The organism is uncultured Pontibacter sp., from assembly GCF_947492645.1.
GTDB lineage: Bacteria > Bacteroidota > Bacteroidia > Cytophagales > Hymenobacteraceae > Pontibacter.
In genome coordinates this window covers 292,831-318,722 of record NZ_CANLMZ010000006.1, presented here as the reverse complement: position 1 = coordinate 318,722, position 25,892 = coordinate 292,831, and the positions used below count along the sequence as shown (strand labels likewise).

Genomic DNA, 25,892 nt, shown 5'->3' with positions numbered 1-25,892 from the left:
AAGCAGCTATATTTGTTAAGCTAAAAACATGATAAAGCACACATGGGAGATAAACAGACAGTAAGCGTATTAGGATGCGGGTGGCTCGGGTTGCCCTTGGCCGAACAACTTTCCAGAAACGGGTACATGGTGAAGGGCTCCACCACCTCCCCAGTTAAACTGGAAATAATTCGGCAACAAGGCATTTCTCCATACTTGCTAAACTTAAGCAAAGAGAACCTGCAAACAGAGACTATACATGACTTTCTGGAAGCAGATGTGCTCGTATTAAACATTCCGCCTAAACTTCGATCTGATGGAGGCGAAAGTTATTTGAAGCAAATGCACACGCTCCGGAATTATTTAGCTGACTCCCCTATCAGCCGCATCCTTTTTGTTTCGTCTACCTCTGTGTACCAGGATCTTAACCGCACCGTAACGGAAGAAGACATAAGCTTTACAGACGAACAGGAACCCGGAAACATGCTGTTGCAGGCAGAGCGCCTGTTTATGCAAAGCGAGGAATGGATGACAACCATCGTGCGCTTTGGCGGTCTGGTGGGCGGAGAAAGGCATCCGGGTAAATTCCTGGCTGGCAAGCAGGATCTGCCAAACGGCGACGCCCCGGTAAACATGATCCACCTGGATGACTGCATTGCCATACTTAGCCGCATCATAGAGCAGGAAAAATGGGGAGAAACCTACAATGCCTGCGCCGATGCGCATCCGCTTCGCAAAGATTTTTTCCGGAAGGCGGCAGAGCAGCTGGGTTTAACACCACCCACCTTCCAGGACATGGCTGAAACGCACTTCAAGCTCATCAAAAACCAAAAGCTGAAAGACGACCTTGCCTACGTGTTTCTCCACCCCGACCCTATGCTTTTCTTTTAGTACCTTTGCATCAGATTGCCGATTGTTTGTGGCTAATCGGTTTTAGTTTAATAACCGCTTATCCAGGGCAGCATACAGTAATCTGGCTTCAATAATTTAAGTATGAACATTGTAGTAGTAGGCGGCGGGGCGGCTGGCTTTTTTGGTGCGATAGCATGTGCAGAGGCAAATCCTAAGGCAAAAGTTACCCTCTTAGAGAAATCAAACAAGCTGCTGGCAAAAGTGCGGGTTTCGGGTGGTGGGCGCTGTAACGTTACCCACAATTGTTTTGTGCCTTCGGTGTTTTCGCAGCACTACCCGCGTGGAGCAAAGCAACTGAAAGAAGCTTTTAAAATATTTGGGGCCGCTGAAACAATTGCCTGGTTTAAGCAGCGTGGCGTGCAGCTGAAAGCAGAGGCAGATGGCCGCATGTTTCCGGTAACCGATACCTCTGAAACGATTATAGAATGCCTTGAGCGCGAAGCCAGACGCACAGGCGTAGCAATCAAAACAAGCACAGGCGTAGAGAAGATCGAGCCACAAAGTATAAACGGGCAACCAAGCTTTATACTTTCTCTGAGCAATGCCCAAAGTATAACTGCTGCTAAAGTACTTGTATGCACAGGCGGTAATCCTAAATTGAAGGGCTATGATTGGCTACTGGCATTGGGGCATAAAGTACAGGAGCCGGTGCCATCGCTTTTTACTTTTAACGTACCCAACAATGCGCTGAAAGAACTAATGGGCGTATCGGTGCCAAAAGCAAAAGTGCGTGTTGCGGGGCAAAAGCTGGAGTATGAAGGGCCGCTGCTGATTACGCACTGGGGCTACAGCGGGCCTGCTGTACTTAAACTTTCTGCCTGGGGTGCCCGCCTTTTTCATACATTGGGTTATAACTTTACCGCACTCATCAACTGGATACCAGCATTTACAGAAGAGGCTCTACGCGAGCAGCTACAAAACTACAGGCAAGCGCATCCTAAGAAAATAGTAAGCACTAATCCCCTGTTTGGATTGCCGCAGCGCCTCTGGAAAGCTCTAACCCAGCTAGCCGAAATACCAGATGAGTTACGTTGGGCTGAACTGCCTGCCAAAAACACAAACAAACTGATAGAAGCTTTGCACCGCGCACCCTTCGAGGTAAAGGGTAAAACTACTTTTAAAGAGGAATTTGTTACCTGCGGTGGCATTGAACTGAGCCAGGTGAACATGAAGACGATGGAGAGCCGCCTGCACCCCGGATTATACTTTGCCGGCGAGGTACTGGATATAGACGGCATCACGGGTGGGTTCAATTTCCAGGCCGCCTGGACCACCGGTTACCTGGCTGGGCAAGCCATGGCTTTACCTTCCTCATAATCAGGACTTACCTTTCCGGTTGGCAACCAATTAGACTTAATATGAGTACATCTGCATATTAATGTCAAAAATGTAAAACTATGGAAAGTAATAAAGAAGTATTCTCAACGGTACACCACTTGATAGAGCGTTGCAAAGACGGGGCTAAAGGTTATAAAACAGCCTCTGAAGATGTAGAAGACAAGGACCTGAAAGACCTTTTTAGAAAATACGCCGTTCAGCGCGACAGCATGATTACAGAGCTCCAGGACTTTCTTCACAAAACCGGGCAAACTGATACTGAATCAAGCTCAATTGAGGGTACCATTCACCGTGCCTGGATTGACCTGAAGTCTGCCATATCATCTAAAGACAGAACCCGGGTACTGGAAGAGTGCGAACGTGGCGAGGATTATGCTGTAAGCGCTTACCGCGATGCTTTGAAGGCCAACTTGCCTGCTGAATTAAAGACTATTGTTGAACAGCAGTACAGCGATGTAAAGAATGCACACGATCATATCCGCTCGTTGCGCGATGCAGCTAAAAATGCTTAATGCTGTATAAACTATACCTATTGGAAAGGAGCTTCGGCTCCTTTTTTTATGCCCTATTAAGCGATAGAATTGGTAAAATTAAATATGCAGGAGGAAGTATAGCAGCCCTAAAATGCAATAAGGGTAGAATCCGTCTGATTCTACCCTTATTATATCTAACTGCGTAAACAGTCAGCTTAATCTTCCAACCTTTTTATGATACTCTTTTAACGCCACAGGTAAGAATAGGTTACAGCATCAGGAAAAATATTCAAATTATTTTTTTGAGATGCATGCTGTAGCTATAAAACAAAAAGGCTGACGTTTCAAGTCAGCCTTTTCTAACAATCTTTGAAGCTTTTTATACTTCTAACTTTGTATGGTATTATTTACGCCCAAAACAGGGCAAGGTTACAATCTCGAAAGAAAATTAGAATCTTCTTTTTCTGAAACCGCCACGGTCGCCACCTCTGTCGCCGCCACGATCTCTGTCGCCACCGCGGTCGCCTCTAAAGCCTCCGCGATCACCACCTCTGTCGCCGCCGAAGCCGCCACGGTCTCCACCGCCACGACGATCACGGTCTCTGAACGAACCGCCGCCACCGCCGCTGCTTCTGCGCCTGTCTCCGCCGCCAGAGCGTCCTTCACGTCCTTCAAAACCGAAGTCTTCGCCACCGCCTTCTTTCGGACCTGAGCCCTTCTTCTGCGATTTCTCTACTACGATAGAACGGCCTTCGTACTCTATGCGGTTTACGTTAGCTACAATCTCAGCGGTATACTCCGTAGGCACCTCTACAAAGCTGAATTTATCGTAAAGGTCGATGTCTCCAACCTGGCTTGCAGGGATGCTTGCGTTCTGCGATAACAAGTCGATCAGGTCGCGTGGGTGTACTCTGTCTTTCTTACCAATGGTGATGAACAAACGGTCCATGCCTTCTTTGGTAGCAGAAAGGCTTTTTTCAGCCTCAGCACCTTTTTCTTTCACTTTCTGCTCTTTCAGGCTCATTTTAAGAAGCGCTGCTGCCACGTCAAGCGTAGTATAACCTTCTGTCTCGTTCACAAAACGCTCAATGCGCGCAATGTGCTTCGCCAGATGGCCTTTCTCCAATACCTCCTTCACTTTATCGAAGAAAATATTGGTACGGATCTCGTTCACATCTTCCATAGAAGGAACCTGCTGTAAAACGATCTTCGCCTTTGTAAAGCGCATGATGTCTTTCAGTTTGTACCCGTCTGTGCGGCCGCCAACAAAAGAGAATGCTTTACCAAATTTACCGGCACGACCAGTACGGCCAATACGGTGTACATAAGATTCTTCGTCCTGCGGAAGGTCATAGTTAAATACAGCCTCTACATTTTCAACGTCAAGGCCACGAGCGGCAACATCTGTTGCTACCAGTATCTCCAGGGTACCGTTACGGAACTTGCCCATCACGTTTGAGCGCTGGTTTTGGTTCAGGTCACCGTGCAAAGCATCGGCAAAATAACCGCGTGCCTGTAGGCCAGATACCAGATCATCAACCATACGCTTGGTATTACAGAAGATGATTACCGACTTCAGGTTATACATGTCAAGCAAACGCGAAAGCACTTCTTGCTTCATGTTGTTTCTAACCTCGAAGTAGAACTGGTCGATGTTGCTTACAGTTAGCTCCTGGTGAACTACTTTTACAATAACCGGATCCGTCTGATAACGCTTGGTCATCTCCATGATCGGCTTAGACATTGTGGCCGAGAAGAAAATTGTCTGACGTTCTTCCGGGATGCGCTCTAAAACATACTCGATATCTTCACGGAAGCCCATGTCGAGCATTTCGTCCGCTTCGTCAAGTATGATTTTTTTAACTCTGTCCAATACAAGCGTACCACGGTTGATGTGGTCCATTACACGGCCCGGCGTACCGATCACGATTTGCACACCTTGCTTTAGGGCGCGCAACTGGCGGTCGTAACTCTGGCCACCATAGATAGGAACTACGCTGATGCCTTGCTTATACTTGGCAAGTTTCTGGATCTCGCCAGAAACCTGAATAGCCAACTCACGCGTTGGGCAAAGTATAAGCGCCTGCACGCTTCTGTCGTTCACATCGATGCTCTCGATGGTTGGAATACCGAAGGCAGCCGTTTTACCAGTACCTGTCTGGGCCTGGCCGATAATGTCTTTTCCTTCTAATACAACCGGGATTGCTGCTGTTTGGATGGGAGAGGCTTCTTCGAAACCCATGTCTGCGATTGCTCGCTGAACTTCCGGCGAAAGCGGAAGCTCTTCAAATCTGATTTTATTCATCTAATTACTAATAACTTTTTAATACACATCTGGAGGCAGTCTGCTTATCAACCTATCTCTACGTAGAGAGCGACACGAAAAACTAAAAACAACTAGGTTTTGCCAACGATGGTGTATCCAGTTATACAGTAATCAGACCGTATCCAAATCGGGCGCAAAGGTACGGATAATTATTCGATTAAACTATTTAATTTATAATTGGCACTTCTGACACAGATTCGGTTGCCACTTACACTATAAAAGATGCTGTTTACTCACAAAAGTTAAATGATAGATTTTAGCAATATTAATTTTATATATTTACATTAATAATTAAAAAAAATATTAGAATAGGTAACTATAATTTCTTTCACGCGTTATATCCACCAATTCACCCTTATAAATAATACGTTTACCATATATAGAAAATAATTATGTATTGAAAATGCGATTGCACCGTAGATACACAAAAACAAACCCGACCCTAAACCCACGTTAAACCAACAACCCTTATGACCCAATACAAAATACCCCAAAAAGCCTACCGTTCCAAACTACCTACCGTAACCGTGTGACAGCACTTATTTACCTAAGCTAATGAGAAGCAGGCGTTTAGCCTGTTAGCTGGTTAAATAAATCCTTAAACCCTTTAGTCCTAATTTATTATGTTACACTTTTCCAAAATTTCAACCCAAGGTAAAGAATTCAATTTGATAGCCTCCGGTGCGCTGGCTTTTAAAATTCACAACAAGATTCTGAAAGACGAGTGCTTTCAGCGTGGCACCAAAATCACCCGCAACATGCTGCTAGGCAGCGTGCCTGCCCGTACTGCCAATACACAGCAGAAAAAAGTCTTCTTCGTTATCATCTCTGACCTTGATAAAATGAACATTGAGGAACTTTGCCAAACGGTAAAAGAAGAAAGAGAAAAGGGCAGCTATGCTGTTTGCCAGGTAATCCCGATGTACTACAACGAACCTTCCTTTAAAGCTTTAAAAATGCTTCGCCAGAACTTCGATGAAGTTATGGAGCTAAGCAAATTCAACCTGGGCAGCAGCAAAGCACTTATCAGCCCGGAACAACAGCATTGTATCATTACAGACTACTCTGTATCGATGGCCCGCATCATGTACCATGTGTGTGTTAAGGATTTTGCTGCCAATCAAAAACAAGAAATCAAAGTAGCTGAGCCTGTTTATGCTTAAATAGCTGCAACTGTCTACTTAAAACCAGAAGCGCCTTTCCTGTGCAGGAAAGGCGCTTCTGGTTTTAAACTGTATTGTTTTATACTTTGAAACATACTTCCGGTCCTCCACCGGTTTGCTTCTTATCCTGTACTTTTGCTCTCATCGTTTTAAGGAACGGCGTTGAATAAACAGCATGCCATAGTACTATGCCGATGATACAAAACGCCTTATCTCTGCCCTTCAAAAACTTTTAAAGAATAATTTGTACAGAGCATCCTATTGGCTGTACCTTTAAAGTATAGATTCTGACATATGCCTTCTGTATTCAAGATATACTCTTCTTCTGCCGGTTCTGGCAAAACGTACCACCTTACCAAGGAGTACCTGAAGCTGGCCCTCCATACTTCTGATCCGGATTATTACCGCTCTATACTGGCCATTACGTTTACCAACGATGCTGCCGCTGAGATGAAAGAGCGTATTTTAGCTGCCTTGCGCAACTTTAACGATAACACAATTTCAGAAAAGGAGAAGGCCAAAAGCGAGAACCTGCTGCAAAGTATAACAGAAGACCTACAGCAGGAATATACGGAAGAACAGCTGGATGTGGAGGAGGTACGCCGCCGAGCCGCCAACCTGTTTCGCCAGATCCTCTATAACTACTCCGACTTCAGCGTGAGCACCATCGACAGCTTTGTGAACAAGATCGTGCAGGCCTTTACACGTGAGTTGAACATACCCCACAACTTTGAGGTGGACCTGGATTCGAATTCACTTTTAAGCACGGCTGTTTCGCTGCTGCTGGATAAAGTGAGTGATGCTAAAGACGATTTGTTGTCGCAGACGCTGGAGCAGTATGTGCTGGAAAAAGCCCGCGAAGGCAAAAGCTGGACCCTGCTGGCCGAAGACCTGATGGACTTTGCCAGAAACCTGCTGAACGAGCAGGTATACGAAGCCATCACCGACATACAGCAACTGAGCCTGGAGGACTTTAAACTGGTGCGCCAGGAGCTGTTTGATGCCAAACAAAAAATTGAGGAAGCCGTGCAGGAAGCAGGTAAACAAGGTCTGCAGCTCATCGAAAACGCTGACCTCTCCCCTGCCGATTTTTACCAGGGCAACCGCGGCATCTGGAGCTACTTTAACAAGTGGGCACAGAAAGACATTGACCTGAACTACGGCAATAACTACGCACGCCAAAGTATAGAAGACGATAAGTGGTACGCCGGTAAAGCAAGCGCTTATACTAAAAGCCAGATAGATAGTATAAAGCAGCCTTTAACGGACCTGTATTACCACATCGAAAGTATAAAAGAACAGTTTGCCGAAACGTACACGTTGATTCAGCAGGTAGTGCCGCACCTGTACAAGGTATCGGTGCTGAACGAGCTGGAGAAGTGCCTGCAGGAAATAAAGCTGGACCGTAACACCGTACACATCTCGGAGTTTAACAAGCGTATTATTGATATTGTGCTGCAGGAGCCGGTACCTTTTATTTATGAGCGCCTTGGCGAAAAGTATAATCACATTCTGATTGATGAGTTTCAGGATACCTCGGTGCTGCAATGGAACAACCTGCTGCCCTTAGTAGACAATGCCCTTGCCTCTGGCCATTTTAGTATGGTGGTAGGCGATGCGAAACAGGCAATTTACCGCTGGCGCGGTGGCGAGATGGAGCAGATCCTGCACCTGTACAAGCAAAGCACCAAACACCTCTACGAGAACCGCCGCCATGGTCCGCTAATCAAAGAACGTTACGACTCCGTGGACCAGGCGCTTGAACCGGCAAACCTTAAAACCAATTACCGCAGCCGCTCCGAGATCATCGATTTTAACAACGAACTGTTTTCGTTTATCAGCGAAGGCCATAGGGAGTTTAGTATGTTCACGTCTATTTATGACGAGGATTTTAAGCAGCAAACTCCCGTTGGTAGCCAGAACAACGGCGGCCAGATACAGGTGCTGTTCACCCACGACGATGACCTGAACTACAAGTATGATCTGAACAGCTGCACCCGCACCGAAGACTTTTACGACGGCTATTCGCAGCCCAAGGCCCAGACTTATAACGAAAGCACACTAGACATTGTGCTGCAGCTGGTAACGGAGGCGATGGCGGAAGGCTATGAGCTAAAGGATATGGCCATACTTTGTCGCACCAACATTAAAAGTAAGCTCATTGCCAATTTCCTGAAAGAACGAAAGTATGATATCATCTCACAGGATTCGCTTTCGCTACAATTTGCCGAGGTCATCAACCTGATTATAGCCATGTTCCGGGTATTTAACCGCCCTAATGATTCGCTGGCAAAATCAGAAGCTTTATACCTGGTTTGCAAGGTGGCGCTGGGTGTGATTCCGGATGTGGAGATGACCAAAACCATTGCCGACATCGCTAACGAGAAGGAGAACCAGTCGTTTTTTGACCAGCTGCGCGTGTTTGGCTTTGACGTGCAGGAACGTGAGACTGGCAACCTGTCCATCTATGAGCTTACTGAAAAGCTGATACGCATCTTCAACCTGCTGGGAAAGAACAACGAAAGCGAGTACCTTTTCCGTTTCCTGGACCTGGTGTTGGAGTATAGCCTGAAGCATAGCAACAATCTGAACAACTTTCTGGCATACTGGGATGTGCAAAAAGAAAAACTAAGTATAAACACGCCCAAAGATCGCAACGCCATCACCATTACCAGTATCCACAAATCCAAAGGCCTGGCCTACCCCATTGTTATCATCCCGTTTGCGGATTGGAGCACCGAACCAAAGCGTGGCTCTTTAATGTGGAGCCAGTTACCCGACAATGTGAGCGTAACAGGCAAGTTGCGCAGCGTGGCAGTTAACATAAGTTCTAAACTAGAGAATACTATACTTACAGACCAGTACAGCACCGAGATTGAGAAAACCTTTATCGAAAACCTGAATATGCTGTATGTTGCCCTCACCCGCCCCATTGAAAGGTTATACTTAATAGGCAACGCCAAAGACCTGCTGGAAGAGCGCAAAGCCCCCAAACCGGATGGGCAGGCAAAAAACGTAAGCCACCTGCTGTACCGCTACCTGGTGCACAAGGGCATGTGGGAGTTTGGCAGGCATTGTTACCAACTGGCTAAAGGCAACCCCCGACTCCAGCATTCGGGCACAGAACAAAACAACACTTATACTTTAGAACACCTGGTGGCAACAGACTGGGAAAAACGCCTGAAAATAAAGCAGCACGCCAACAACGTGTTCGACTTTGAGACCCAGACCAAGCAACGCCAGCTAAACCGTAAATTACACTTTGCCCTGGCACGCATTGCCTTTGCTCCGGAACTGGAGCAGGTGTTGCGCCAACTGGTTTATGAAGGCATCATCAGCGAGCGCGATAAACCCGAGCTGCGCGACAAACTGAAAGAAGTACTGAACCATCCGAAACTGACCAGGTATTTTACAAACCAAGTGGTAGTAGAACACGAAAAAGAAGTACTGGATGCGCGTGCCTACCTCTACAAACCTGACCGCATTGTGTTTGACGCAGAAGCTGTTGTGCTGATAGAATTTAAGACGCCTCCGCCAGAACCAGAGCACCGTAATAAACTAGACCACTACGCTGTACGGTTCAGGCAAATGGGTTATGAAAAGGTAACCTGCGTGCTCTATTACTTTGATACCCAACAGGTGCAGGAGTGGAACTACGGAGCCCAGCCGGCACAGCAACTAGGGCTTTTACTCTAGTTTGAAAAATAACTTCATACTTTTATACTTTATCATAGACGGATTTAAGAAGAGGCAACCATGGAACAGCGATTAACACTTATCACCATAGGCGTGAAAAACCTGCAGCGCTCACGCGACTTTTATCTGAACGTGTTCGGCTGGAAGCCTACAGAAAGCAGCACAGAAGGTATTGTATTTTTTCAGCTGAACGGTATTCAACTGGCACTTTTCCCGCAGGAGTCGCTGGCAGACGATGCCGGTGTAGAGCCTGAAGGCAGCGGCTTTAGAAGGTATTCGCTGGCGCACAATGTACGCTCGGAGCAGGAAGTAGACCTATTGGTAGCACAGCTGGAAGAAAAGGGTGCACGTGTTTTAAAGCGACCTGAGAAAGTGTTCTGGGGTGGCTACAGCGGCTACATCGCCGACCCGGATGATAACCTGTGGGAGATTGCCTTTAACCCATACTTGCCTTTGGATGATAACGGTGATACAAAGATTCCGTCGATACATTAAGGTATTAGAATTATTATTAAAAGCTTAGATGGAAAACAACTTTAAAGTAATCATAAAATCAAATGTCATAATAAAGGTGTTATGGATTATAACGCTCATTTTAATATTCCTTGGAGTAATTTCTATGGTGTTAAAGTATCATCTAGGTTTTCCAACTGCCAAAAATTTCGTTCCACAGTTTGGCCTTGAGCATGAGTCCAATTTACCCACTTACTTTTCAGCACTTTTACTTTTAATTTCAGCATTATTAATTTGGATTATATCAAATTATAAGAATAACTTAAATGATAGCTTCACTAGAAACTGGCAAGTATTATCATTTATATTTCTTTATCTATCTATTGATGAGGCAGCAACAGTAAGGAGCTTGTTAAATAATGGTGACATTACTATTAGTGTTACTTTGCTGTGTATCCTAATTCCGTTTCATATCAAATTCTTATTACTTCTTCCTTCTGATACTAGAAATGAATTTTTGAGAGCGGCAACATGCTATGTTTCAGGTGCCCTTGGCTTAGAAATAATTGAGGGTATCTACCTATCAAATACCTATCATGAAGACTTTTTTTATGGCGTATTGTTGGTATCAGAGGAATCACTTGAAATGATAGGAAGTCTACTTTTTATCAAATCACTACTTAAATACCTTTCAAAAGTTACTGAATACGTCAATATTGAGTTACTTCTTGAACAACAAACTGCAAAAGCATAAGCTTTTCTTTTGAATAAAACCACCCACTCAAAACTAGATTACCCACGTGCAAACCTTCCTGGAGCTAACGGCAAAGTATATTTATGAAAAGTACAAAGAGAACATAAGCGACCTATGTATTGTGCTGCCGTCGCGGCGTGCAAGTTTCTTCTTTAAAACAGCGTTGGCACAGGCAGCACCAGAGCCCATCTGGTCGCCGGAGGTGCATGCCATGGAAGATTTTATCCGGAAACTGGCCAAGACAGATGTGGTGGAGCCGATAAACCTGCAGCTGGAGCTGTTCGACCTGATGCGCGAACAGGACCCGCACCTTGATTTCGATCAGTTTGTAACCTGGGCCGGCACATTACTCGACGATTTCAGCCGCATTGATCAGAACCTGGTAGATACCGGAAAACTATTTGATTACCTGAGTGAAGCCAAAGCCCTGGAACGCTGGGACCCAAAATTCCTGGGTAAGGATGTATCTCCTACATTAAAGAAATACTTCAGCCTGTGGGACAATATTGAGAAAACCTACCACAACCTGCAAAAGAGGCTGTTAGAAAACAAGCAGGCCTACACCGGTATGGCCTTCCGGAAAGTAGCCCGCGAAATTGAAAGTATAGCAAAGTCGCCGGAGTGCCAGCAGTTCATCTTTATCGGCCTGAACAGCTTGACAGTATCTGAAGAAAAGATCATTAAAACGTTACTAAAGCACGACAAGGCTGAGGTGTTATTCGATAGCGATGATTTTTACATGGAAGAAAACACGCCCAACCGAGCCGGAAGCTTCCTGAGAAAGTATAAAAGCACCTGGAAACTGCCGGAGTGGCGCTGGCAGCAAAACCTGCTGCTGACGGATGAGAAAGAGATAAACGTAATTGGCGTGGCCAATGCCAGCATGCAGGGCAAACTGGCCGGACAGCTGTTGCAGGAGATCCGTGAGAAAGACAAGCATGCGCAGGTAGCCATTGTACTGCCCGACGAAACCCTGCTCCTGCCGGTGCTGCACTCCATTCCCGACCATATCCCGACCTATAACGTTACCATGGGTCTGAGCTTTAAAGGCACGCCTTTGTTCAACCTGGTAGACCTGCTTTTTGAGGTACACTTATCCGGCGTTACGCAACTGCACGACACCGGCTACAAAGTACACCAGTACCACCACCTGTCGGTTACTAAGCTGCTCACACACCCTTTCATCCGGAGGTACGAACTGCACCTGAACGATGATCCGGAGCAGGCGAAGTACCACGGTATGATACAGCAGGTGCTGGAGAAAATGGTAAAGGAAAACAAGGTGTTGATACGCGCTGAAGAACTGTTGGAGTTAAGTAACCACCACCCGCTGTTTGAAGTGCTGTTCACTAGTTGGCGCGATTGCGATGATATCATCGTGTCGATGTTCAGGCTGATTGAATTGCTGCGCGAAGTATACAGCCACGGCCACAATACTATTGAGACTGAATACCTCTACATATTTTATACTTTAGTAAAGCGCCTCGATACGATTTTTGATTGCCGTGAGCATAAGATTTCGGTGCGTAGCTTTAAAAAGTTTCTGTATGAGCTGATAGGCCAGACACGATTGCCGTTTAGCGGTGAGCCAATTTCAGAAGTACAGATCATGGGTATGCTTGAGACGCGTGCCCTGGACTTTGAGAACCTGATCATACTTTCGGTAAACGAGAACACTTTGCCTGCACCAAAGCGCCACGAATCGCTAATGCCCTACGATGTGCTGCGCCAGTTTGGTTTGCCAACTTATGCCGAAAACGAAGGTTCGATGGCTTACAATTTTTACCGCCTGCTGCAGCGTGCCAAGCGTGTAAATCTGCTGTATGTGCTGCCTTCCGATACCTACGGCTCCGGCGAAAAGAGCCGCTTTATACTTCAGCTGCAGAACGACCTGGCCCTGCGCAACCCGCGCATCACCTTCCGCGACATGACGGCCGCAGTAGAGCAGGAACAGACGCGCAAGTATGAAGAGGATATCCTGATAGAAAAAACGCCTGAAACCATAGCCCAGCTGAAGAAGGAACTGGAACGTGGCCTCTACCCTTCGCACATGAATATGTACATTAACTGTTCGTTGCAATACTACTTTACCCGCATCGCTAAAATGCAGGAGATAGATGAGGTGGAAGAACAGTTAGGAGCCGACCAGTTTGGTACCATTGTGCACCAGGTGCTGGAAGATTTCTTTAAGCCACATGTGCAAAGCGGTGAGCCTATACTTGCCGAACATGTAGAGCAGATGCTGCAGACCTTACCAGCCAAAACAAAGGCTGAGTTTAGCAAAGTAACACAAGGTGCCAAACCAGAGCGCGGCATGAACTACCTGCTCTACAAAGTAGCCGTGGAGGTGCTGGAGAAATACCTGCAAAAGCTGAAGGCCTCTGACGAACTGCCGCTCTACGTGCTGCGCCTCGAAGATACCCTGGATGCCATACTTCCGGTGCAGGTAAACGGCGAAACGCTGCAGGTACGCATAGCCGGCAAAGCAGATAGAATAGACCTGACGGGCCACGAACTGCGCGTGATAGATTATAAAACCGGAAAGGTTGAGCAGAACCAGCTGCGCATTAAACCCGAGGATGTGGAGCTGCACTTTTTAACTGATGCAAAGTATGGCAAGGCCCGCCAGCTATGGCTGTACGAGTACATCCTGCACCGCACCCTGCAGCGCGAACCCGAGGAGATTTTGCGGAACGCACCACATGTGTCGCCGCCAAGTATAGATCCGAAGTCGGGCATTATCTCTTTCCGCAACCTGGACCCGGGAGTGCTCTCTTCGGAGTTTAACTTTATGGAGGCCATAGGACAGGATTTTATACCAGCTTCTGAGCAATTGCTCTCTGACTTTGTGAACAGTATGCTCGACCCGAAAGAGCCTATACAGAAAACAAAGGATCTTGACGTGTGCCAGTGGTGTGCCTATAGAGGCATTTGTGCGAGATAGAGAGGTGATTTAGGAGATTAATATACCGGTAGATAAACAAACAGCATGGCTCAGGAACAACTGCCAATTTATAGGATCGAGGATTTTAAAAGCGGGAAACAGCATGCAAAATTCTTTTACCTGAGCGCTCTATCTGATCACCTGCGAGAACATAAATTTGTTCAGAAGCCGCACAAGCATAGCTTCTTTATTGTAATGTTTGTTACAAATGGCACCGGTACGCATACAATCGATTTCGAAGAGTACCCTGTAAACCCTGGAGCGGTATTTTTTCTTGCACCCGGGCAGGTGCATAGCTGGAAACTTTCTGAGGATGCTGATGGCTTTATACTTTTCTTTACACAAGAATATTACCTGGCGCAAAAGCAACTTTACAGCTTCCCATTTTTTAATACACATGCAGGCAATGTGCCCCTCATGCTTCCTGAAGCAATGCAAAGGCAACTAACACAGGTGGTGCTGCACATGCAGCAAGAGTACCTGCAACAACTGCAGTTTAAAGATGATATACTTCGCGATTACCTCGATATCCTACTGGTTAGACTACAGCGCTTATACATTGCAGCGCGTACTGAGGTAGCATCTGCTGCACCTGTACTACCAGCATTACTGCAGCTGCAGCGCCTTATAGATAAGCATTACAAGGAGCACCAGCCAGTTAGCTTTTATGCAGATAAATTAAACACAACATCCAGGCACCTGAATTAGGTATGTAAAAAATCTCTTGGGAAAACCACCACGCAGCTGATACAGGAAAGGATTATACTTGAAGCGAAAAGACTGCTGATACACTCGCACTTTAGTATAAAACAGGTGGCAGCAGAGGTAGGCTTTTTCGAGATCCCATACTTTTTCCGGTTCTTTAAAAAACACACCAACCTAACGCCGGAGCAGTTCAGGCAGGAGCAAAGTATAAACTGACGTTATTTTTAAAATGAGTACTGCAAGCCCTCAGGTAAAATTGTGCATCATTTCGGATTAAAAGTGCAGCCAAACCCACAAGAGCCCTACTTACCTTTGTTCATACCAAAAGAACAAAGCCATGCCCCTGAAAGGAAATAAACTATATAGCATTTTATATGCAAAGTGCCCCAAATGCCACGAAGGAGATATGTTTGAAAAAGGTACTCTTTACAACTATCGCAGATTTTCCGAGATGAAAGAAAAATGTGAATGTTGTGGGCAGCACTTTGAGCCAGAGCCTGGCTACTACTACGGTGCCATGTTTGTGAGTTACGCCTTCAGTACGGCTATTTTTGTTGCTGTATGGATAGTCCTTTCTTTCTTTGTGGAAGAAGTAACAATCCTGATGATGACTTTTGCGCTAATTGCTGTAGTAGTTGGCTTATTACCAGTTAGCTTCAGGTTGTCCAGATCGATCTGGATCAACATTTTTATGAGTTATCAAGGTAAACCGAAACAAGTAACTGGTAAATAGCACCGGAAAGTATATAGCCGGGGAGAAATGCGCACACATCATCCCCGGGTAAAACTCTATCTTTTATACATTGACACTAGCCATTTGCTCGTCGCGGTACCTGCCGCCAGCTGCCACACCCTTGGGCGCAATATGGTCTATCTGCTGCATCTCCTCCTTCGTCAGCGAAACATCCAGGGCACCTACATTTTCCTCGAGATACTTACGCCGCTTTGTGCCGGGTATTGGCACCAGGTCTTCTCCCTGCGCCAGCAACCAGGCTAATGCTAACTGCGATGGTGTACAGCCTTTCTGCGAAGCCAGTTCCTCAATTTTCTTTACCAGGTCCAGGTTCTTCTGGAAATTATCTCCCTGGAAGCGTGGCGACTGACGTCTGTAATCATCTTCCTCCAAATCCTCAAACTTTTTAAACTGACCGGTTAAAAAACCTCTGCCTAAGGGGCTGTAGGGTACAAAGCCAATCCCGAGCTCACGGCATGCCGGTAAAATCTCATCTTCCACATCGCGGCTCCACAAAGAATATTCTGTCTGCAAAGCGGTAATCGGGTGTACCTTGTTTGCCTTCTGTATAGTTTGCACAGATGCTTCAGAAAGGCCCAGGTAGCGCACCTTGCCTTCTTTCACCAACTCTGCCATAGCGCCCACGGTATCTTCAATCGGAGTATTTTTGTCTACGCGGTGCTGGTAGTATAAATCAATATAGTCTACTCCGAGGCGTTTTAAGCTGGCGTCGCAGGCTTTCTTAACATAGTCTGGCTTCCCGTTTACACCCAGAAAAGATCCGTCTTCACCCCGCACGTTGCCAAACTTAGTTGCAATAATTACTTTATCCCTCCTGTCGCGGATGGCTTTTCCTACCAGTTCTTCGTTAGCGCCTACCCCGTACATATCCGCAGTATCCAGAAAGTTAACACCTAGTTCCAGCGCACGGTGTATGGTGGCAACTGATTCGTTGTCGTTGCGGTTGCTGTAAAAGTCGGACATGCCCATGCAGCCCAAGCCTAAAGCCGATACTTCGAGGCCCTGCTTTCCCAGTTTTCTTTTTTCCATGTGATTTATGCTTAAATAGCAGGCAACTGCTGGTACCTGCTCTTGGTTTATACGTTTATTTTTGCGCTTTAAAATTACTGCCGCACCTTGCTGTAATTAATGGCCAGCAGGTTTTGGATAGTATTACGGTATGCATCTGTGCCCATACTTTGGGCTTTTTTATACCTTCGCAAGTACCTGTACCTTCGTCTGATCATCTAAAAGATGCGATCAAATATAAATATTCATAAGCGCAGATATTTGGTTTATAGTGCATTACCTTTAAAAAGTACGTTAGCACAAAGCAATTGTTGATGCTGGCAAAACACTTGAGGCTGGTTTTAAGTAACCTGCTGTACGATCATGATGAGAATGTAGAGATACCGGTAACAGCAGCTTTAATGTAGATATTTAGTAAATAATGAAGTTTTACAAGTATAAAATCTATTTTTAGAAGCCTGGTATCGTGCTTTCCTTTTATCACTCAGGCATTTTTTGTAATATCGCTGTACTCAAATTCGTTTTCCCAAAAAGTTTATTGCTTTGCGTGTAATTATTTTACCCTTCTTACTATTCCTTTTAACGATCCAGGGCTTTGCACAGACAACCATGCTTCGGGTGGTGGCTAAGCAGGGCGATGGCATTTATACTTTGCTGCGCAGGCATGGGCTCACCCCCTCACATTTGCAACACTTCCTGGAGCTTAACAAAGACAACCTGGGTGAGAACAACAGCCTGTATGTAGGCAGAACCTATGTTTTACCTGCCACTACGGCCATAGAAGCCTCTACTACGGCAGTCTCCACCAGTAAACCTTCCGAAGCATCATCCTCGCGGGTAAAGTATGTGTCGCTGTTTGGTAATAAGTATGAGCGTGTAGAGGTACTTGATCAAAAACTGAAGGGTGCAGTATATTACCTGGTTGGCGGGCACGGCGGACCAGACCCAGGCGCAGTAGGAAAGTATGGACCCTACTCGCTTGCCGAAGACGAATATGCTTACGACGTGACGTTACGCTTAGCACGACGCTTAATGGAACATGGCGCTACCGTTTACACTATTGTGCAGGATAAAGACGACGGCATCCGGGACGAAAGCATCCTTAAAATGGACCGTGACGAAGTGAACTATAACGGGCAGGCAATCTCATTAAGCCAGACGCAACGCCTGCGCCAGCGCGTAAACTCAATCAACAGCTTGTATGGCAAACACAAAGGTGCTTACCAGCGCATGCTTTCGCTGCACATCGACAGCCGAAGCGAACGCAAAAACATTGATGTGTTCTTTTACCACCACGAGAACAGCGCCGACGGCCAGAAATTAGCCGAAAGCATACACCAGACTTTCAATAACAAGTATAACCGCCACCAACCAGAGCGCAGTTATACCGGAACTGTTTCGCACCGCAGTAGCCTGTATGTGGTAAAGTATAGCCACCCGCCTACTGTATTCATCGAACTCGGAAACATCCGCAACAACCTGGACCAGCGCCGTTTTGTAATCCCGAACAACCGGCAGGCGCTTGCCAACTGGATTTGCGAAGGTATCATCAGGGACTACAAGAACAAGTAACCCGCACAGCTAGGCACCAAAGTATACCAGCCAAAGTACCTGCTTGTAGTTGTTGATTTGCCCCTGCCCCACTTTTGCCATACTCAGGCCCCAGTTTAAGTGCCCGTTTACACTAACTGGCAGCTTAAGGTTGCTGGTAAACTACCTCGAAACGGCTAAGGTCAGGTTTATACTTGCGTTTGCGCTTTAACTCGTGCTGGTATACCGCCTGCCCCAGTTTCTTCATAAACGGCAACCCTACAGTATCATACTGGTAATCCTCGGTATTAAAAATCATGGTCTCGTTTACAAGTATAACGGCAGTCAGCATAAACTCCACCTTGTTTTCGAAATCAACAATGTACGCGTTGTCTATTAAAAAACCGTAGGCATCCCCTATTTTATTAAAGCTGCGGATGTGCTTGGGCAATGGCTCTTTTTCGCTGCCAAACAACAGGAACTTGGCATAGCTATCGTGGTACTCGCCGCTGTTGTAAGCCGGATAGTTGCTTTCGCCTGGCAGCAAACCCATGTACTGGTAAAGGAACGCATAATCGCCTGCGGTTAAATTAAAGCGCTGCTGTTGCGGCACCGTCTCCGGAAATAATAGCGACTTAAGTATAGCTTGCTGTGAGGCAATGGTAATAAAGTTCTTGTCAGAAAAATCCATTGGTCCGGACACTAATTTACCATCCTGGTAGTAGCCAACGCCCAGGCTTGTAGTTTTCAGCTTATTGGGGTACGTTTTAGGGTTGTAAACAAGCGGCTGTTTGTAAATAACCTCGCCATCCTTGTAAAATGTAACAGGGTTAGTATACCTGGTGCGTTCTCCGCTGTCTCCTACCGATAGCCGGTGAATTATCCGGGCATCGCTGTATCCTTTCTGGTGCAGGGTTTCATTCAGGGTTTGCTGCCCCACAAACTCATACAGGCGGTTGTAGGCATCGTTATCACTAACAAGGAGTATTTTTTTAATATAATGCCCGACTGATGGGAGTCCGGTTGGTGAAGTAGAGTCGGTGATGGCGCGTGTTTGGCGGGCATAGGCGCTGTCGGTGCGCATAGGTGTGTCGCGGGTAAGGCCGGCAACCTGGAGGTTATTTATTTTTTCGAGTGCCGCCGCCGCTGTTGGCAGCTTTATGCTGCTGGCCGGGTAATAATAGCGGTCCGGGTCTACGCCCAAAGTATAACTCTTAAAACTGGGGAAATTGTTTTTGTCGCGGTCTATTTGCGTGTAGAGCACCTGTACCTGGTACTTGCCTACGTTCAGCAACACATGGTTTAAAAGCGAGTCCTTTTGGTTGTACAGTAACTTTTGCAAAAAAAGGGTATCTCTTTTCTGAGAAAAGACCTCGCCTGCAAAGAGTTGCTGTAAACTTAATAACACGCAAAAAGCATAAGTAAATATCCGCATATAGTACGAAATATGGTATGCTGCTGTTGATCTAACTTACTGATTCTACAAAGTATAGCATTGCTGTTTCAGTTGCAACTGTAACTGGAACAGCACATCCAGAATCAGGAGTATTTCAGGTGCGCAGCGTTTTGCTTCCTACTACCTCAGCGCTTTCTCATCTTCCACTTATACGTGTTCTGAATTGCCATTCTGGCATGGCTGTGCAATGCGCTTTTCACGCTGCCTGTTTGCAAATCAGTAACTAAGTAGGTCTGAAAGCGTTAAAACAAGTATCATATTAATACAATGACACTTAATAACTTATCATTTAAACCTACATGAAGACTATGAAAAAACTAGGTATACTCTCGGCATTTTTATTAATTTTTAGCTTCTCGGCTTCTGCTCAAATTGAGGAAGAAATCAGGGAACGCAGACCTCAGACAACTGCCCCGGTAGCTTCCGATGCTGTTAGAGAAGGCAACTGGATTATCGGTGCCAGCATTGCAGACATTGGCATGAACTTTAAATCAGATTTTTTTACTTTGAATTTAAACCCAAGGGCCGGTTATTTTATAAGTGATAACGCGGCCATCGGTACAGAGGTACAGTTAGGGCTTGATATTTACGATGGAGGCGAGACTTTCCGCTATGGCCTTACTCCTTTTGTGCGCTACTACTTTCCGGAGGGCGCTGCGCCTACCCACCGCTGGTTTGGTGAGGCCGTTGCGGGTATAGGCGGTAGCTCTGAAGAAGACAGCGACGGTGATGCTGTCTTTTCAGGGGTATTTGGACTAAGGGCTGGCTATGCGCACTTTGTTGCACAAAACGTTGCGCTGGAGGCCATACTTGGTTACACAAGAACAAGCGCCGACATATCGGTAGGAAACGGAGCTTCAGGTCTGAATCTGGCACTTGGTTTACAAGTATACTTACCTGCCAGAAACAGGTAAAAGCATAAGGCTTATTATTTAAAAATGCCGCTGTATACATGTACAGCGGCATTTTTTGTTTCTATTTCACGGAAAGTGCTTGTCCTGTGGCTACACCTGCACCTGCAACAATAGAGAACAGAAGCATGTGGTATTGCGACTGCAACTTCGCAAAAAAGCCTTACTTTGCATTTAAAATACCTTTTTTACATGCTAAACATAAAAACTACGTTAGCGGCTGTTTTGCTGCTCTTCGGCTTGCAGGGTTTTGCCCAAACCGAACTGCAGATGCCGCGCAACATCCAAAAGGCTTACGAAAACGGCACCCGCGCCGCCGATGGACGCCCCGGACAGAACTACTGGCAAAATGCAGCAGACTACGACATTAAGCTTAGTTTTAACCCTGCCACCCGCCTGCTCTCGGGTACTGTAAACATTGAGTACAGCAACAACAGCCCCGATACTTTAAAACAAATCTGGTTTAAGCTTTACCCCAACTTTTACAAAAAAGGGGTTGCCCGTGCCCGAAGTATAAACCCCGACGATGTTACTGATGGTGTGCACATACAGCAATTTAGCTTAAACGGCAAGACTGAAGATGTTAGCAAACTTAGAGTTGATGGCACAAACCTGCCAGTAAGTATAAATGCGCTTGCTCCTAAGGCAAAGGCAAGTATAAGCATTACTTACAGCTATACTTTAAACAAAGGCTCGCATAACCGCACCGGACAGGTAGACGAAGGCTCGCACTTTATTGCCTACTTCTTCCCGAGAGTGGCTGTGTACGATGATATTGACGGCTGGAACCGTACGCCTTACAACGGCTCTCAGGAATTTTACAACGACTTCAGCAACTTTAAATTTGAGGTTACGGTGCCGAAAAACCATATAGTATGGGCAACCGGCGACTTAATGAATGTCAAAGAAGTACTGCAGAAAAAGTACGTGAAGCGCCTGGAGCAGGCCGAAAAGAAGGATGCCATCATCACGATCATCGACAGCACCGACCTTGTCCGAAAAGACGTTACCGCACAAAACGCGACGAACACCTGGAAGTATGAAGCTAAAAACGTGATAGATTTTGCCTTTGCCACCAGCGACCGTTATATGTGGAAATCGACTAGTTTGGTGGTAGACCCTAAAACAAAGCGCCGCACCCGTGTGGATGCCGCTTTCCTGCCAAAGCAAAAAGATTTTTATGAAGTAGTGGATTTTGGGCGTAAAACCGTGGAAGCCATGAGCTACAACTTCCCGAAATGGCCATTCCCTTACTCGCACATAACAGTTTTTCAGGGGTTGGCGCAGATGGAGTACCCGATGATGGTAAACGATAACCCCATAGAGGACCGTGCCGAGACGATCATGCTGACAGACCATGAGATTTTTCATGCTATGTTTCCATTTTACATGGGCACCAATGAAACAAAGTATGGCTGGATGGATGAAGGCTGGGCTACCATGGGCGAATGGCTGATCACCCCGATCATCGACCCAAGTATAACAGATGATTATGGCGTAGCACCTTACGGAGCAGTTGCCGGCACCGAGATAGATTTACCGATCTCCACCCTTACCACGCAGCAAAACGGCACTACTATGTTCCTGAACTCATATCCGAAGCCGGCCTTGGGTTATCTGTATGTGCGCGACCTGTTGGGCGAGGAGCAGTTTGAGAAAGCGCTGCACTTCTACATCAGCCAATGGAACGGCAAGCACCCGCAACCTTTCGACTTTTTCAATGCTATCAACACCGCTTCCGGCCGTAACCTAAACTGGTTCTGGCAACGCTGGTTTTTCGATAGCGGCTACCCTGACCTGGCCATCGCAGCAGTAAAAGAGCAGGCTGGGATGTATGATGTAACGGTGGAAGCCCTTGGCAGCAAACCAGTACCCGTTGACCTGGTGATAACCTACACCGATGGCACCACCACGACAATGCACAAGGATGTATCGGTTTGGGAAAAGGGCAATAAAACTACCTCGCTTACTTTTAAGCCTGCCAAACTGGTAAAAAAACTAGAGCTAAAAGGCACTTACACACCAGACAGTAACAAAAGCAACAATACGTATGAAGTAAAGCAGCAGGCAAATTAGCCCTGTTTAGCAAGCACTTTATTTATACTTGGCGCATTGCATAAAAGGCCACCCGGTGTTTAACTGCGGTGGCTTTTTAATTTTTACACAAGCTGCCTTATATTTATACTTTGCATCGTATACTTCATCTCTAAGGTTATACTATGGAAACAACCCTGGCTGCAATCGAAACAGACGAAATCATACTTTACCCGCTCACGCTCGAGCAGATGGAGAACTTCAACGAAAACCCGGAGAAAGTGACGATAAGCCTGGGCGTGCGCGACAACGAGCTGTTTAATCCGAAAGTACTGCAAAACCTTAACGACAAGTATATACTCCCGAGGCTGCGCAATGCCTTACCCGCAGATGCCGTTTTTTGTACCCGCTGGCTGGCTGTCTCAAAAGACATGAACCGTGTAGTTGCAGATTTGCTTATAAAAAAAGGCCCTGACGCTGAAGGCGAGATTGAGATAGGTTATGGGGTATACCCCCGCTACGAAGGCAAAGGCTGGATGACGAAAGTAGTCAAGGCTTTCCTGGAGTGGGCAAATATGCAGCCACGCATTAAAACAGTTATGGCTGAGACTGCTCAAAATAATAAAGCCTCTATCCGTGTGCTCCAGAAAAATGGCTTCACGCTGAGCCGGCAAACCGATAAGTTTTATTATTGGCGCATCAAAACAACTCATCTGCACGAACGGTTTAATTAAATGACTTGAGCGAGGCCTCAAAAGTATAGCTCCACAGTAAAAGCACACCGGCCCTACTACTTCACAAAAAGCCGCTTATCAAACTCAAATGGCTCTGCGCCTATTACCTTTATTTTGCTGAACTCAGGATGGCGGGGATTAACGAGATAGTTGTGGTTGCCTTGAACCGTGGCAGATGGTACTTTAAGTATGAGGTGCTGCCCTTCTATTACAAAGTTGTCGCCAATTTCCTGGGTAACGTTGGCATGCGGAAATGTCTTCCATACTTCCGGCAGGTCTTCCAGTTTTATCTCCTGTATGGCTGCATCATCTGGCAGTTGGATTTGCACCAGGTAATAATCCAGCGGCACGATACCAAGCGGCATGTGCACAGCCACCTCAACGGTGCAAAGCGCGATGGATTCGCTGGTATAAAGCATGGGCGTGCCTTTACTGTTCCAGCGTCCGCCTGCCAGCTCTGCTCCTCTGCCAGATAAATCGTTTCGGAATTTACTTCTGCTGAGGCGGTAAACGATCATGCCAGAACGCCGTGCTCTATACGTGTAAGTTCGTCTTTTAGCAGGCCGATACCGAAGGTGTTATCCAGCAGCTCTTTTGGTTTGATGCCGCCAAGCGCAACGTTCTTTGCTTCCAGCCAAGCATCAAAATTAGCTTTGTCGCCGAACACCTCCACGCCTTTATTATAGACAAGAGTTATTTCCAGTATTTTTTCTGAGTGCAGCGGGTCAAAGGTGCGCTTATCTTTTTTGTAACGCTGAAACGTGCGCTCAGAGAGGTGCAGAAAACCAGACCACTCTGTAGTGCTGAAGGGACTTTTATCGGCTATACTTTGGAAAAGTGCATATTTGATGCCTTCGCGCACCGTGCTTATCAGCATAAATACATCACGGTCATCAATCAGCTTATAGCTAAGTCCTGCTCTAATGTCTAAGGCTTGTCCCATAGTTTCTGTTTGTTATACCCAAATATACGAACTTTGTCATAATAAAAACGCCAATTGTCGCAAATAAGTTTTACGCTGGCATAACCGGATGTAAAAGCACTATTTCTGCAGGCCAAACGTTACAAGCCAAAACCAAAGTAAAAGAGCATGCGAAATTGGATAGTGGCAGTTGGGTTGCTTACAGCAGGCATAAGTGCCTGCAACACTCAAAATGCCATCACAGAAAACCAACAGGTAACACAGCAGCCAGTACTGACCATGGCCGATGTAGTACCGGTAAAAAAACCTAAAACGCCAACACAAAAGGCAAACCAACAGAAATTTCTGAAGGACAACACCAAACGGTTTAAAAGTAAAAAAATGGCAGGCAAATATTATGTACTGCAGGCCCAGCGCAATTTTAACGAGCAAAAACTAGACTCTGCAACTTACCTCTTTGGCCGCGCCTGGCTAATGGATAGCACGAATAACGATATACTTTGGGGCTACGGCAAAGTGTATGGCGAACAAAAAGAACACGACAAAGCATTGTATACCCTTTACCGGGCCCTCGAAAGAGACAAGAACAACCCACAGTTGCTAACCGATGTGGCAACCAGCCACCTGAACCGTTTTTATACAACCAGCAACCCTGAAGACCTGCTGCAAAGCAGGAAATTACTGCAGGAAGCTGTAAAGCTTAACCCAAAGCAAGCCGGCGCCTACTACAAACTGGCCATCAACAGTTACTACCTAAAAGAGTATGAGCAGGCCTGGAGCTACCTGCACAAAAGCCTTGGCGGCAAAAAGAAAGAGGCAGACAAAAACTTTGTAGCAGCCCTGCTGGATAAGCAAAAAGACCCCAAAGGCGTTTATACCCGTGCAATGGTACATTAAGTTTGCTATTAAAGTACCGTTAGCTTAAATTTATAGCGTTGCAGGTATCGTAACACTAACCTACCTTTTTGAAGATGAGAAGAATATTATTTGCCTTTGCTGCGGTGCTGTTTGCCGCCAACTTAAGTTTTGCCCAGGAGCAGCAAACGGAACAAAGCTACCTGGTACTACCCATGTTTGGCAACAAAGCTAAGACCGAGGAGCAACAGAAAAAAGATGAACGGTTTCTGACAAGTTGTGACAAAAGCTTTACTAACCGCCAGGAAGCCAGCCAGTTTTTTATGGAGCGCGGCTGGGATTATTACAACGAAGGACAGGTAGATACAGCTATGTACCGCTTTAACCTCGCCTGGCTGCTTAACCCAAACAATAAAGACACTTATTGGGCATTTGGTTTGATAAGCGCTGCCAAAGGTAGCGACAAAGACGCAATCACGTACTACGAAAAGGCACAAGCCTTAGACCCAAAAAACGCCATGATCCTTTCAGACCTTGCCACTTCTTACCTGTCTATCTACAAAAAGGATAAAAAGAAAAAGAACCTGAAAAAAGCAAATGGTTTTGTAACGGAGGCCTTGGCAGCAGAGCCACAAAACGCTTATGTGCTTTACAATACATCGGTAATTAAGTTCTATGAGAAGAAGTATACCGATGCATGGGACTACCTGCACAAAAGCCGCATGCTAAACATGACCGTGATCGATTACGCCTACATTTCCGAACTGGTTGAGAAAATGCCAGATCCACAAGGCTTCTTCCGGTCATCAGACACAGCTGAAATAGTAAATTAAAAATAAAACAAAGCCCCGGCACAAACCGGGGTTTTTCGTTGCAGGCATTTTAGCAAGTTTCGGGTTGCCAGTTAGCGGGCCTTTTCTGACTTTTAATGCAGCAACAACATAC

At 46.1% G+C, this 25,892-nt stretch carries 21 protein-coding genes and 1 pseudogene; 17 read left to right on the top strand and 5 right to left on the bottom strand.

Features of this window, described 5'->3' with window-relative positions; genetic code table 11:
* The first annotated feature begins 42 nt into the window (after nucleotides 1–42).
* The 3 genes from Q1A23_RS07940 (at nucleotide 43) to Q1A23_RS07930 (ending at nucleotide 2,741) form a co-directional block, all read left to right on the top strand.
* Entirely contained in the window at nucleotides 43–870 is an 828-nt protein-coding gene (locus Q1A23_RS07940) for an SDR family oxidoreductase (protein ID WP_299821764.1), read from the top strand.
* Between the two features lie 102 nt (nucleotides 871–972).
* Complete coding sequence (locus tag Q1A23_RS07935; RefSeq protein ID WP_299821762.1) at nucleotides 973–2,208, top strand: NAD(P)/FAD-dependent oxidoreductase; 1,236 nt, start codon at nucleotides 973–975, stop codon at nucleotides 2,206–2,208.
* 80 nt (nucleotides 2,209–2,288) lie between these two features.
* Nucleotides 2,289–2,741 (top strand): PA2169 family four-helix-bundle protein, encoded by a 453-nt coding sequence (locus Q1A23_RS07930; RefSeq protein WP_299821760.1) that lies wholly within the window; start codon nucleotides 2,289–2,291, stop codon nucleotides 2,739–2,741.
* A gap of 409 nt (nucleotides 2,742–3,150) precedes the next feature.
* Here Q1A23_RS07930 and Q1A23_RS07925 read toward each other — a convergent pair whose 3' ends face one another.
* Nucleotides 3,151–5,007: a DEAD/DEAH box helicase gene (locus Q1A23_RS07925; RefSeq protein WP_299821758.1), complete on the bottom strand. Its 1,857-nt coding sequence runs from the start codon at nucleotides 5,005–5,007 to the stop codon at nucleotides 3,151–3,153.
* A 644-nt stretch (nucleotides 5,008–5,651) separates the two neighbouring features.
* Here Q1A23_RS07925 and Q1A23_RS07920 point away from each other — a divergent pair.
* From Q1A23_RS07920 to Q1A23_RS07885, 8 genes and pseudogenes are all read left to right on the top strand, one after another.
* Nucleotides 5,652–6,191, top strand: coding sequence for a hypothetical protein (locus Q1A23_RS07920; protein WP_299821756.1), 540 nt, complete (start codon nucleotides 5,652–5,654; stop codon nucleotides 6,189–6,191).
* 294 nt (nucleotides 6,192–6,485) lie between these two features.
* Entirely contained in the window at nucleotides 6,486–9,887 is a 3,402-nt protein-coding gene (locus tag Q1A23_RS07915; protein ID WP_299821754.1) for a UvrD-helicase domain-containing protein, read from the top strand.
* Nucleotides 9,888–9,947: 60 nt separating this feature from the next.
* Complete coding sequence (locus Q1A23_RS07910) at nucleotides 9,948–10,382, top strand: VOC family protein (protein ID WP_299821751.1); 435 nt, start codon at nucleotides 9,948–9,950, stop codon at nucleotides 10,380–10,382.
* 28 nt (nucleotides 10,383–10,410) lie between these two features.
* Complete coding sequence (locus Q1A23_RS07905; protein ID WP_299821750.1) at nucleotides 10,411–11,094, top strand: hypothetical protein; 684 nt, start codon at nucleotides 10,411–10,413, stop codon at nucleotides 11,092–11,094.
* Nucleotides 11,095–11,140: 46 nt separating this feature from the next.
* Nucleotides 11,141–14,038, top strand: coding sequence for a PD-(D/E)XK nuclease family protein (locus Q1A23_RS07900; protein ID WP_299821748.1), 2,898 nt, complete (start codon nucleotides 11,141–11,143; stop codon nucleotides 14,036–14,038).
* A 45-nt stretch (nucleotides 14,039–14,083) separates the two neighbouring features.
* Nucleotides 14,084–14,746 carry an AraC family ligand binding domain-containing protein gene (locus tag Q1A23_RS07895; RefSeq protein ID WP_299821746.1) on the top strand — a complete coding sequence of 221 codons (663 nt, stop codon included), beginning with the start codon at nucleotides 14,084–14,086 and terminating at the stop codon, nucleotides 14,744–14,746.
* 15 nt (nucleotides 14,747–14,761) lie between these two features.
* A pseudogene (locus Q1A23_RS07890) lies at nucleotides 14,762–14,959 on the top strand (helix-turn-helix domain-containing protein); the annotation flags it as partial.
* Nucleotides 14,960–15,149: 190 nt separating this feature from the next.
* On the top strand, nucleotides 15,150–15,476 hold the full coding sequence (locus tag Q1A23_RS07885) for a DUF983 domain-containing protein (protein ID WP_299822298.1): 327 nt from the start codon (nucleotides 15,150–15,152) through the stop codon (nucleotides 15,474–15,476).
* A 63-nt stretch (nucleotides 15,477–15,539) separates the two neighbouring features.
* Here the strand turns inward: Q1A23_RS07885 and Q1A23_RS07880 are convergent, their stop codons facing one another.
* Nucleotides 15,540–16,526, bottom strand: coding sequence for an aldo/keto reductase (locus tag Q1A23_RS07880; RefSeq protein WP_299821744.1), 987 nt, complete (start codon nucleotides 16,524–16,526; stop codon nucleotides 15,540–15,542).
* Between the two features lie 522 nt (nucleotides 16,527–17,048).
* Here Q1A23_RS07880 and Q1A23_RS07875 point away from each other — a divergent pair.
* Complete coding sequence (locus Q1A23_RS07875; RefSeq protein ID WP_299821742.1) at nucleotides 17,049–18,077, top strand: N-acetylmuramoyl-L-alanine amidase; 1,029 nt, start codon at nucleotides 17,049–17,051, stop codon at nucleotides 18,075–18,077.
* A 124-nt stretch (nucleotides 18,078–18,201) separates the two neighbouring features.
* On the opposite strand, the gene Q1A23_RS07870 is transcribed toward Q1A23_RS07875, so the two are convergent.
* A complete protein-coding gene (locus Q1A23_RS07870; RefSeq protein WP_299821740.1) occupies nucleotides 18,202–19,377 on the bottom strand; it encodes a serine hydrolase in 1,176 nt (391 codons plus the stop codon).
* A gap of 422 nt (nucleotides 19,378–19,799) precedes the next feature.
* On the opposite strand from Q1A23_RS07870, the gene Q1A23_RS07865 reads away from it, so the two are divergent.
* The 3 genes from Q1A23_RS07865 to Q1A23_RS07855 all read left to right on the top strand — a co-directional run bounded on the left by Q1A23_RS07865 (nucleotide 19,800) and on the right by Q1A23_RS07855 (nucleotide 23,170).
* On the top strand, nucleotides 19,800–20,405 hold the full coding sequence (locus tag Q1A23_RS07865; protein WP_299821739.1) for a hypothetical protein: 606 nt from the start codon (nucleotides 19,800–19,802) through the stop codon (nucleotides 20,403–20,405).
* Between the two features lie 189 nt (nucleotides 20,406–20,594).
* Nucleotides 20,595–22,478, top strand: a complete 1,884-nt coding sequence (locus Q1A23_RS07860; protein WP_299821738.1) for a M1 family metallopeptidase — start codon at nucleotides 20,595–20,597, stop codon at nucleotides 22,476–22,478.
* Nucleotides 22,479–22,621: 143 nt separating this feature from the next.
* Nucleotides 22,622–23,170: a GNAT family N-acetyltransferase gene (locus Q1A23_RS07855; RefSeq protein ID WP_299821737.1), complete on the top strand. Its 549-nt coding sequence runs from the start codon at nucleotides 22,622–22,624 to the stop codon at nucleotides 23,168–23,170.
* A gap of 56 nt (nucleotides 23,171–23,226) precedes the next feature.
* Here the strand turns inward: Q1A23_RS07855 and Q1A23_RS07850 are convergent, their stop codons facing one another.
* Both Q1A23_RS07850 and Q1A23_RS07845 read right to left on the bottom strand, forming a co-directional pair.
* On the bottom strand, nucleotides 23,227–23,688 hold the full coding sequence (locus Q1A23_RS07850) for an RES family NAD+ phosphorylase (RefSeq protein WP_299821736.1): 462 nt from the start codon (nucleotides 23,686–23,688) through the stop codon (nucleotides 23,227–23,229).
* Nucleotides 23,685–24,113, bottom strand: a complete 429-nt coding sequence (locus Q1A23_RS07845; RefSeq protein WP_299821735.1) for an antitoxin Xre-like helix-turn-helix domain-containing protein — start codon at nucleotides 24,111–24,113, stop codon at nucleotides 23,685–23,687. Before Q1A23_RS07845 ends, Q1A23_RS07850 begins: the two co-directional genes overlap by 4 nt.
* A 147-nt stretch (nucleotides 24,114–24,260) precedes the next feature.
* Here Q1A23_RS07845 and Q1A23_RS07840 point away from each other — a divergent pair, with 147 nt between their 5' ends.
* Together Q1A23_RS07840 and Q1A23_RS07835 are read left to right on the top strand one after the other, a co-directional pair.
* Nucleotides 24,261–24,989 (top strand): hypothetical protein, encoded by a 729-nt coding sequence (locus tag Q1A23_RS07840; protein WP_299821733.1) that lies wholly within the window; start codon nucleotides 24,261–24,263, stop codon nucleotides 24,987–24,989.
* A 74-nt stretch (nucleotides 24,990–25,063) separates the two neighbouring features.
* Complete coding sequence (locus tag Q1A23_RS07835) at nucleotides 25,064–25,780, top strand: hypothetical protein (RefSeq protein WP_299821732.1); 717 nt, start codon at nucleotides 25,064–25,066, stop codon at nucleotides 25,778–25,780.
* Nucleotides 25,781–25,892 lie beyond the last annotated feature (112 nt).

What these genes read in the sequence shown, in the direction of transcription:
- Q1A23_RS07885 (WP_299822298.1), top strand. Translation starts at nt 15,150, where the DNA reads ATGTTTGAAAAAGGTACTCTTTACAACTATCGCAGATTTTCCGAGATG.
- Q1A23_RS07845 (WP_299821735.1), bottom strand. Translation starts at nt 24,113, where the DNA reads ATGGGACAAGCCTTAGACATTAGAGCAGGACTTAGCTATAAGCTGATT.
- Q1A23_RS07925 (WP_299821758.1), bottom strand. Translation starts at nt 5,007, where the DNA reads ATGAATAAAATCAGATTTGAAGAGCTTCCGCTTTCGCCGGAAGTTCAG.
- Q1A23_RS07930 (WP_299821760.1), top strand. Translation starts at nt 2,289, where the DNA reads ATGGAAAGTAATAAAGAAGTATTCTCAACGGTACACCACTTGATAGAG.
- Q1A23_RS07915 (WP_299821754.1), top strand. Translation starts at nt 6,486, where the DNA reads ATGCCTTCTGTATTCAAGATATACTCTTCTTCTGCCGGTTCTGGCAAA.
- Q1A23_RS07910 (WP_299821751.1), top strand. Translation starts at nt 9,948, where the DNA reads ATGGAACAGCGATTAACACTTATCACCATAGGCGTGAAAAACCTGCAG.
- Q1A23_RS07850 (WP_299821736.1), bottom strand. Translation starts at nt 23,688, where the DNA reads ATGATCGTTTACCGCCTCAGCAGAAGTAAATTCCGAAACGATTTATCT.
- Q1A23_RS07880 (WP_299821744.1), bottom strand. Translation starts at nt 16,526, where the DNA reads ATGGAAAAAAGAAAACTGGGAAAGCAGGGCCTCGAAGTATCGGCTTTA.
- Q1A23_RS07895 (WP_299821746.1), top strand. Translation starts at nt 14,084, where the DNA reads ATGGCTCAGGAACAACTGCCAATTTATAGGATCGAGGATTTTAAAAGC.
- Q1A23_RS07835 (WP_299821732.1), top strand. Translation starts at nt 25,064, where the DNA reads ATGAGAAGAATATTATTTGCCTTTGCTGCGGTGCTGTTTGCCGCCAAC.
- Q1A23_RS07865 (WP_299821739.1), top strand. Translation starts at nt 19,800, where the DNA reads ATGAAAAAACTAGGTATACTCTCGGCATTTTTATTAATTTTTAGCTTC.
- Q1A23_RS07840 (WP_299821733.1), top strand. Translation starts at nt 24,261, where the DNA reads ATGCGAAATTGGATAGTGGCAGTTGGGTTGCTTACAGCAGGCATAAGT.
- Q1A23_RS07940 (WP_299821764.1), top strand. Translation starts at nt 43, where the DNA reads ATGGGAGATAAACAGACAGTAAGCGTATTAGGATGCGGGTGGCTCGGG.
- Q1A23_RS07920 (WP_299821756.1), top strand. Translation starts at nt 5,652, where the DNA reads ATGTTACACTTTTCCAAAATTTCAACCCAAGGTAAAGAATTCAATTTG.
- Q1A23_RS07860 (WP_299821738.1), top strand. Translation starts at nt 20,595, where the DNA reads ATGCTAAACATAAAAACTACGTTAGCGGCTGTTTTGCTGCTCTTCGGC.
- Q1A23_RS07905 (WP_299821750.1), top strand. Translation starts at nt 10,411, where the DNA reads ATGGAAAACAACTTTAAAGTAATCATAAAATCAAATGTCATAATAAAG.
- Q1A23_RS07935 (WP_299821762.1), top strand. Translation starts at nt 973, where the DNA reads ATGAACATTGTAGTAGTAGGCGGCGGGGCGGCTGGCTTTTTTGGTGCG.
- Q1A23_RS07855 (WP_299821737.1), top strand. Translation starts at nt 22,622, where the DNA reads ATGGAAACAACCCTGGCTGCAATCGAAACAGACGAAATCATACTTTAC.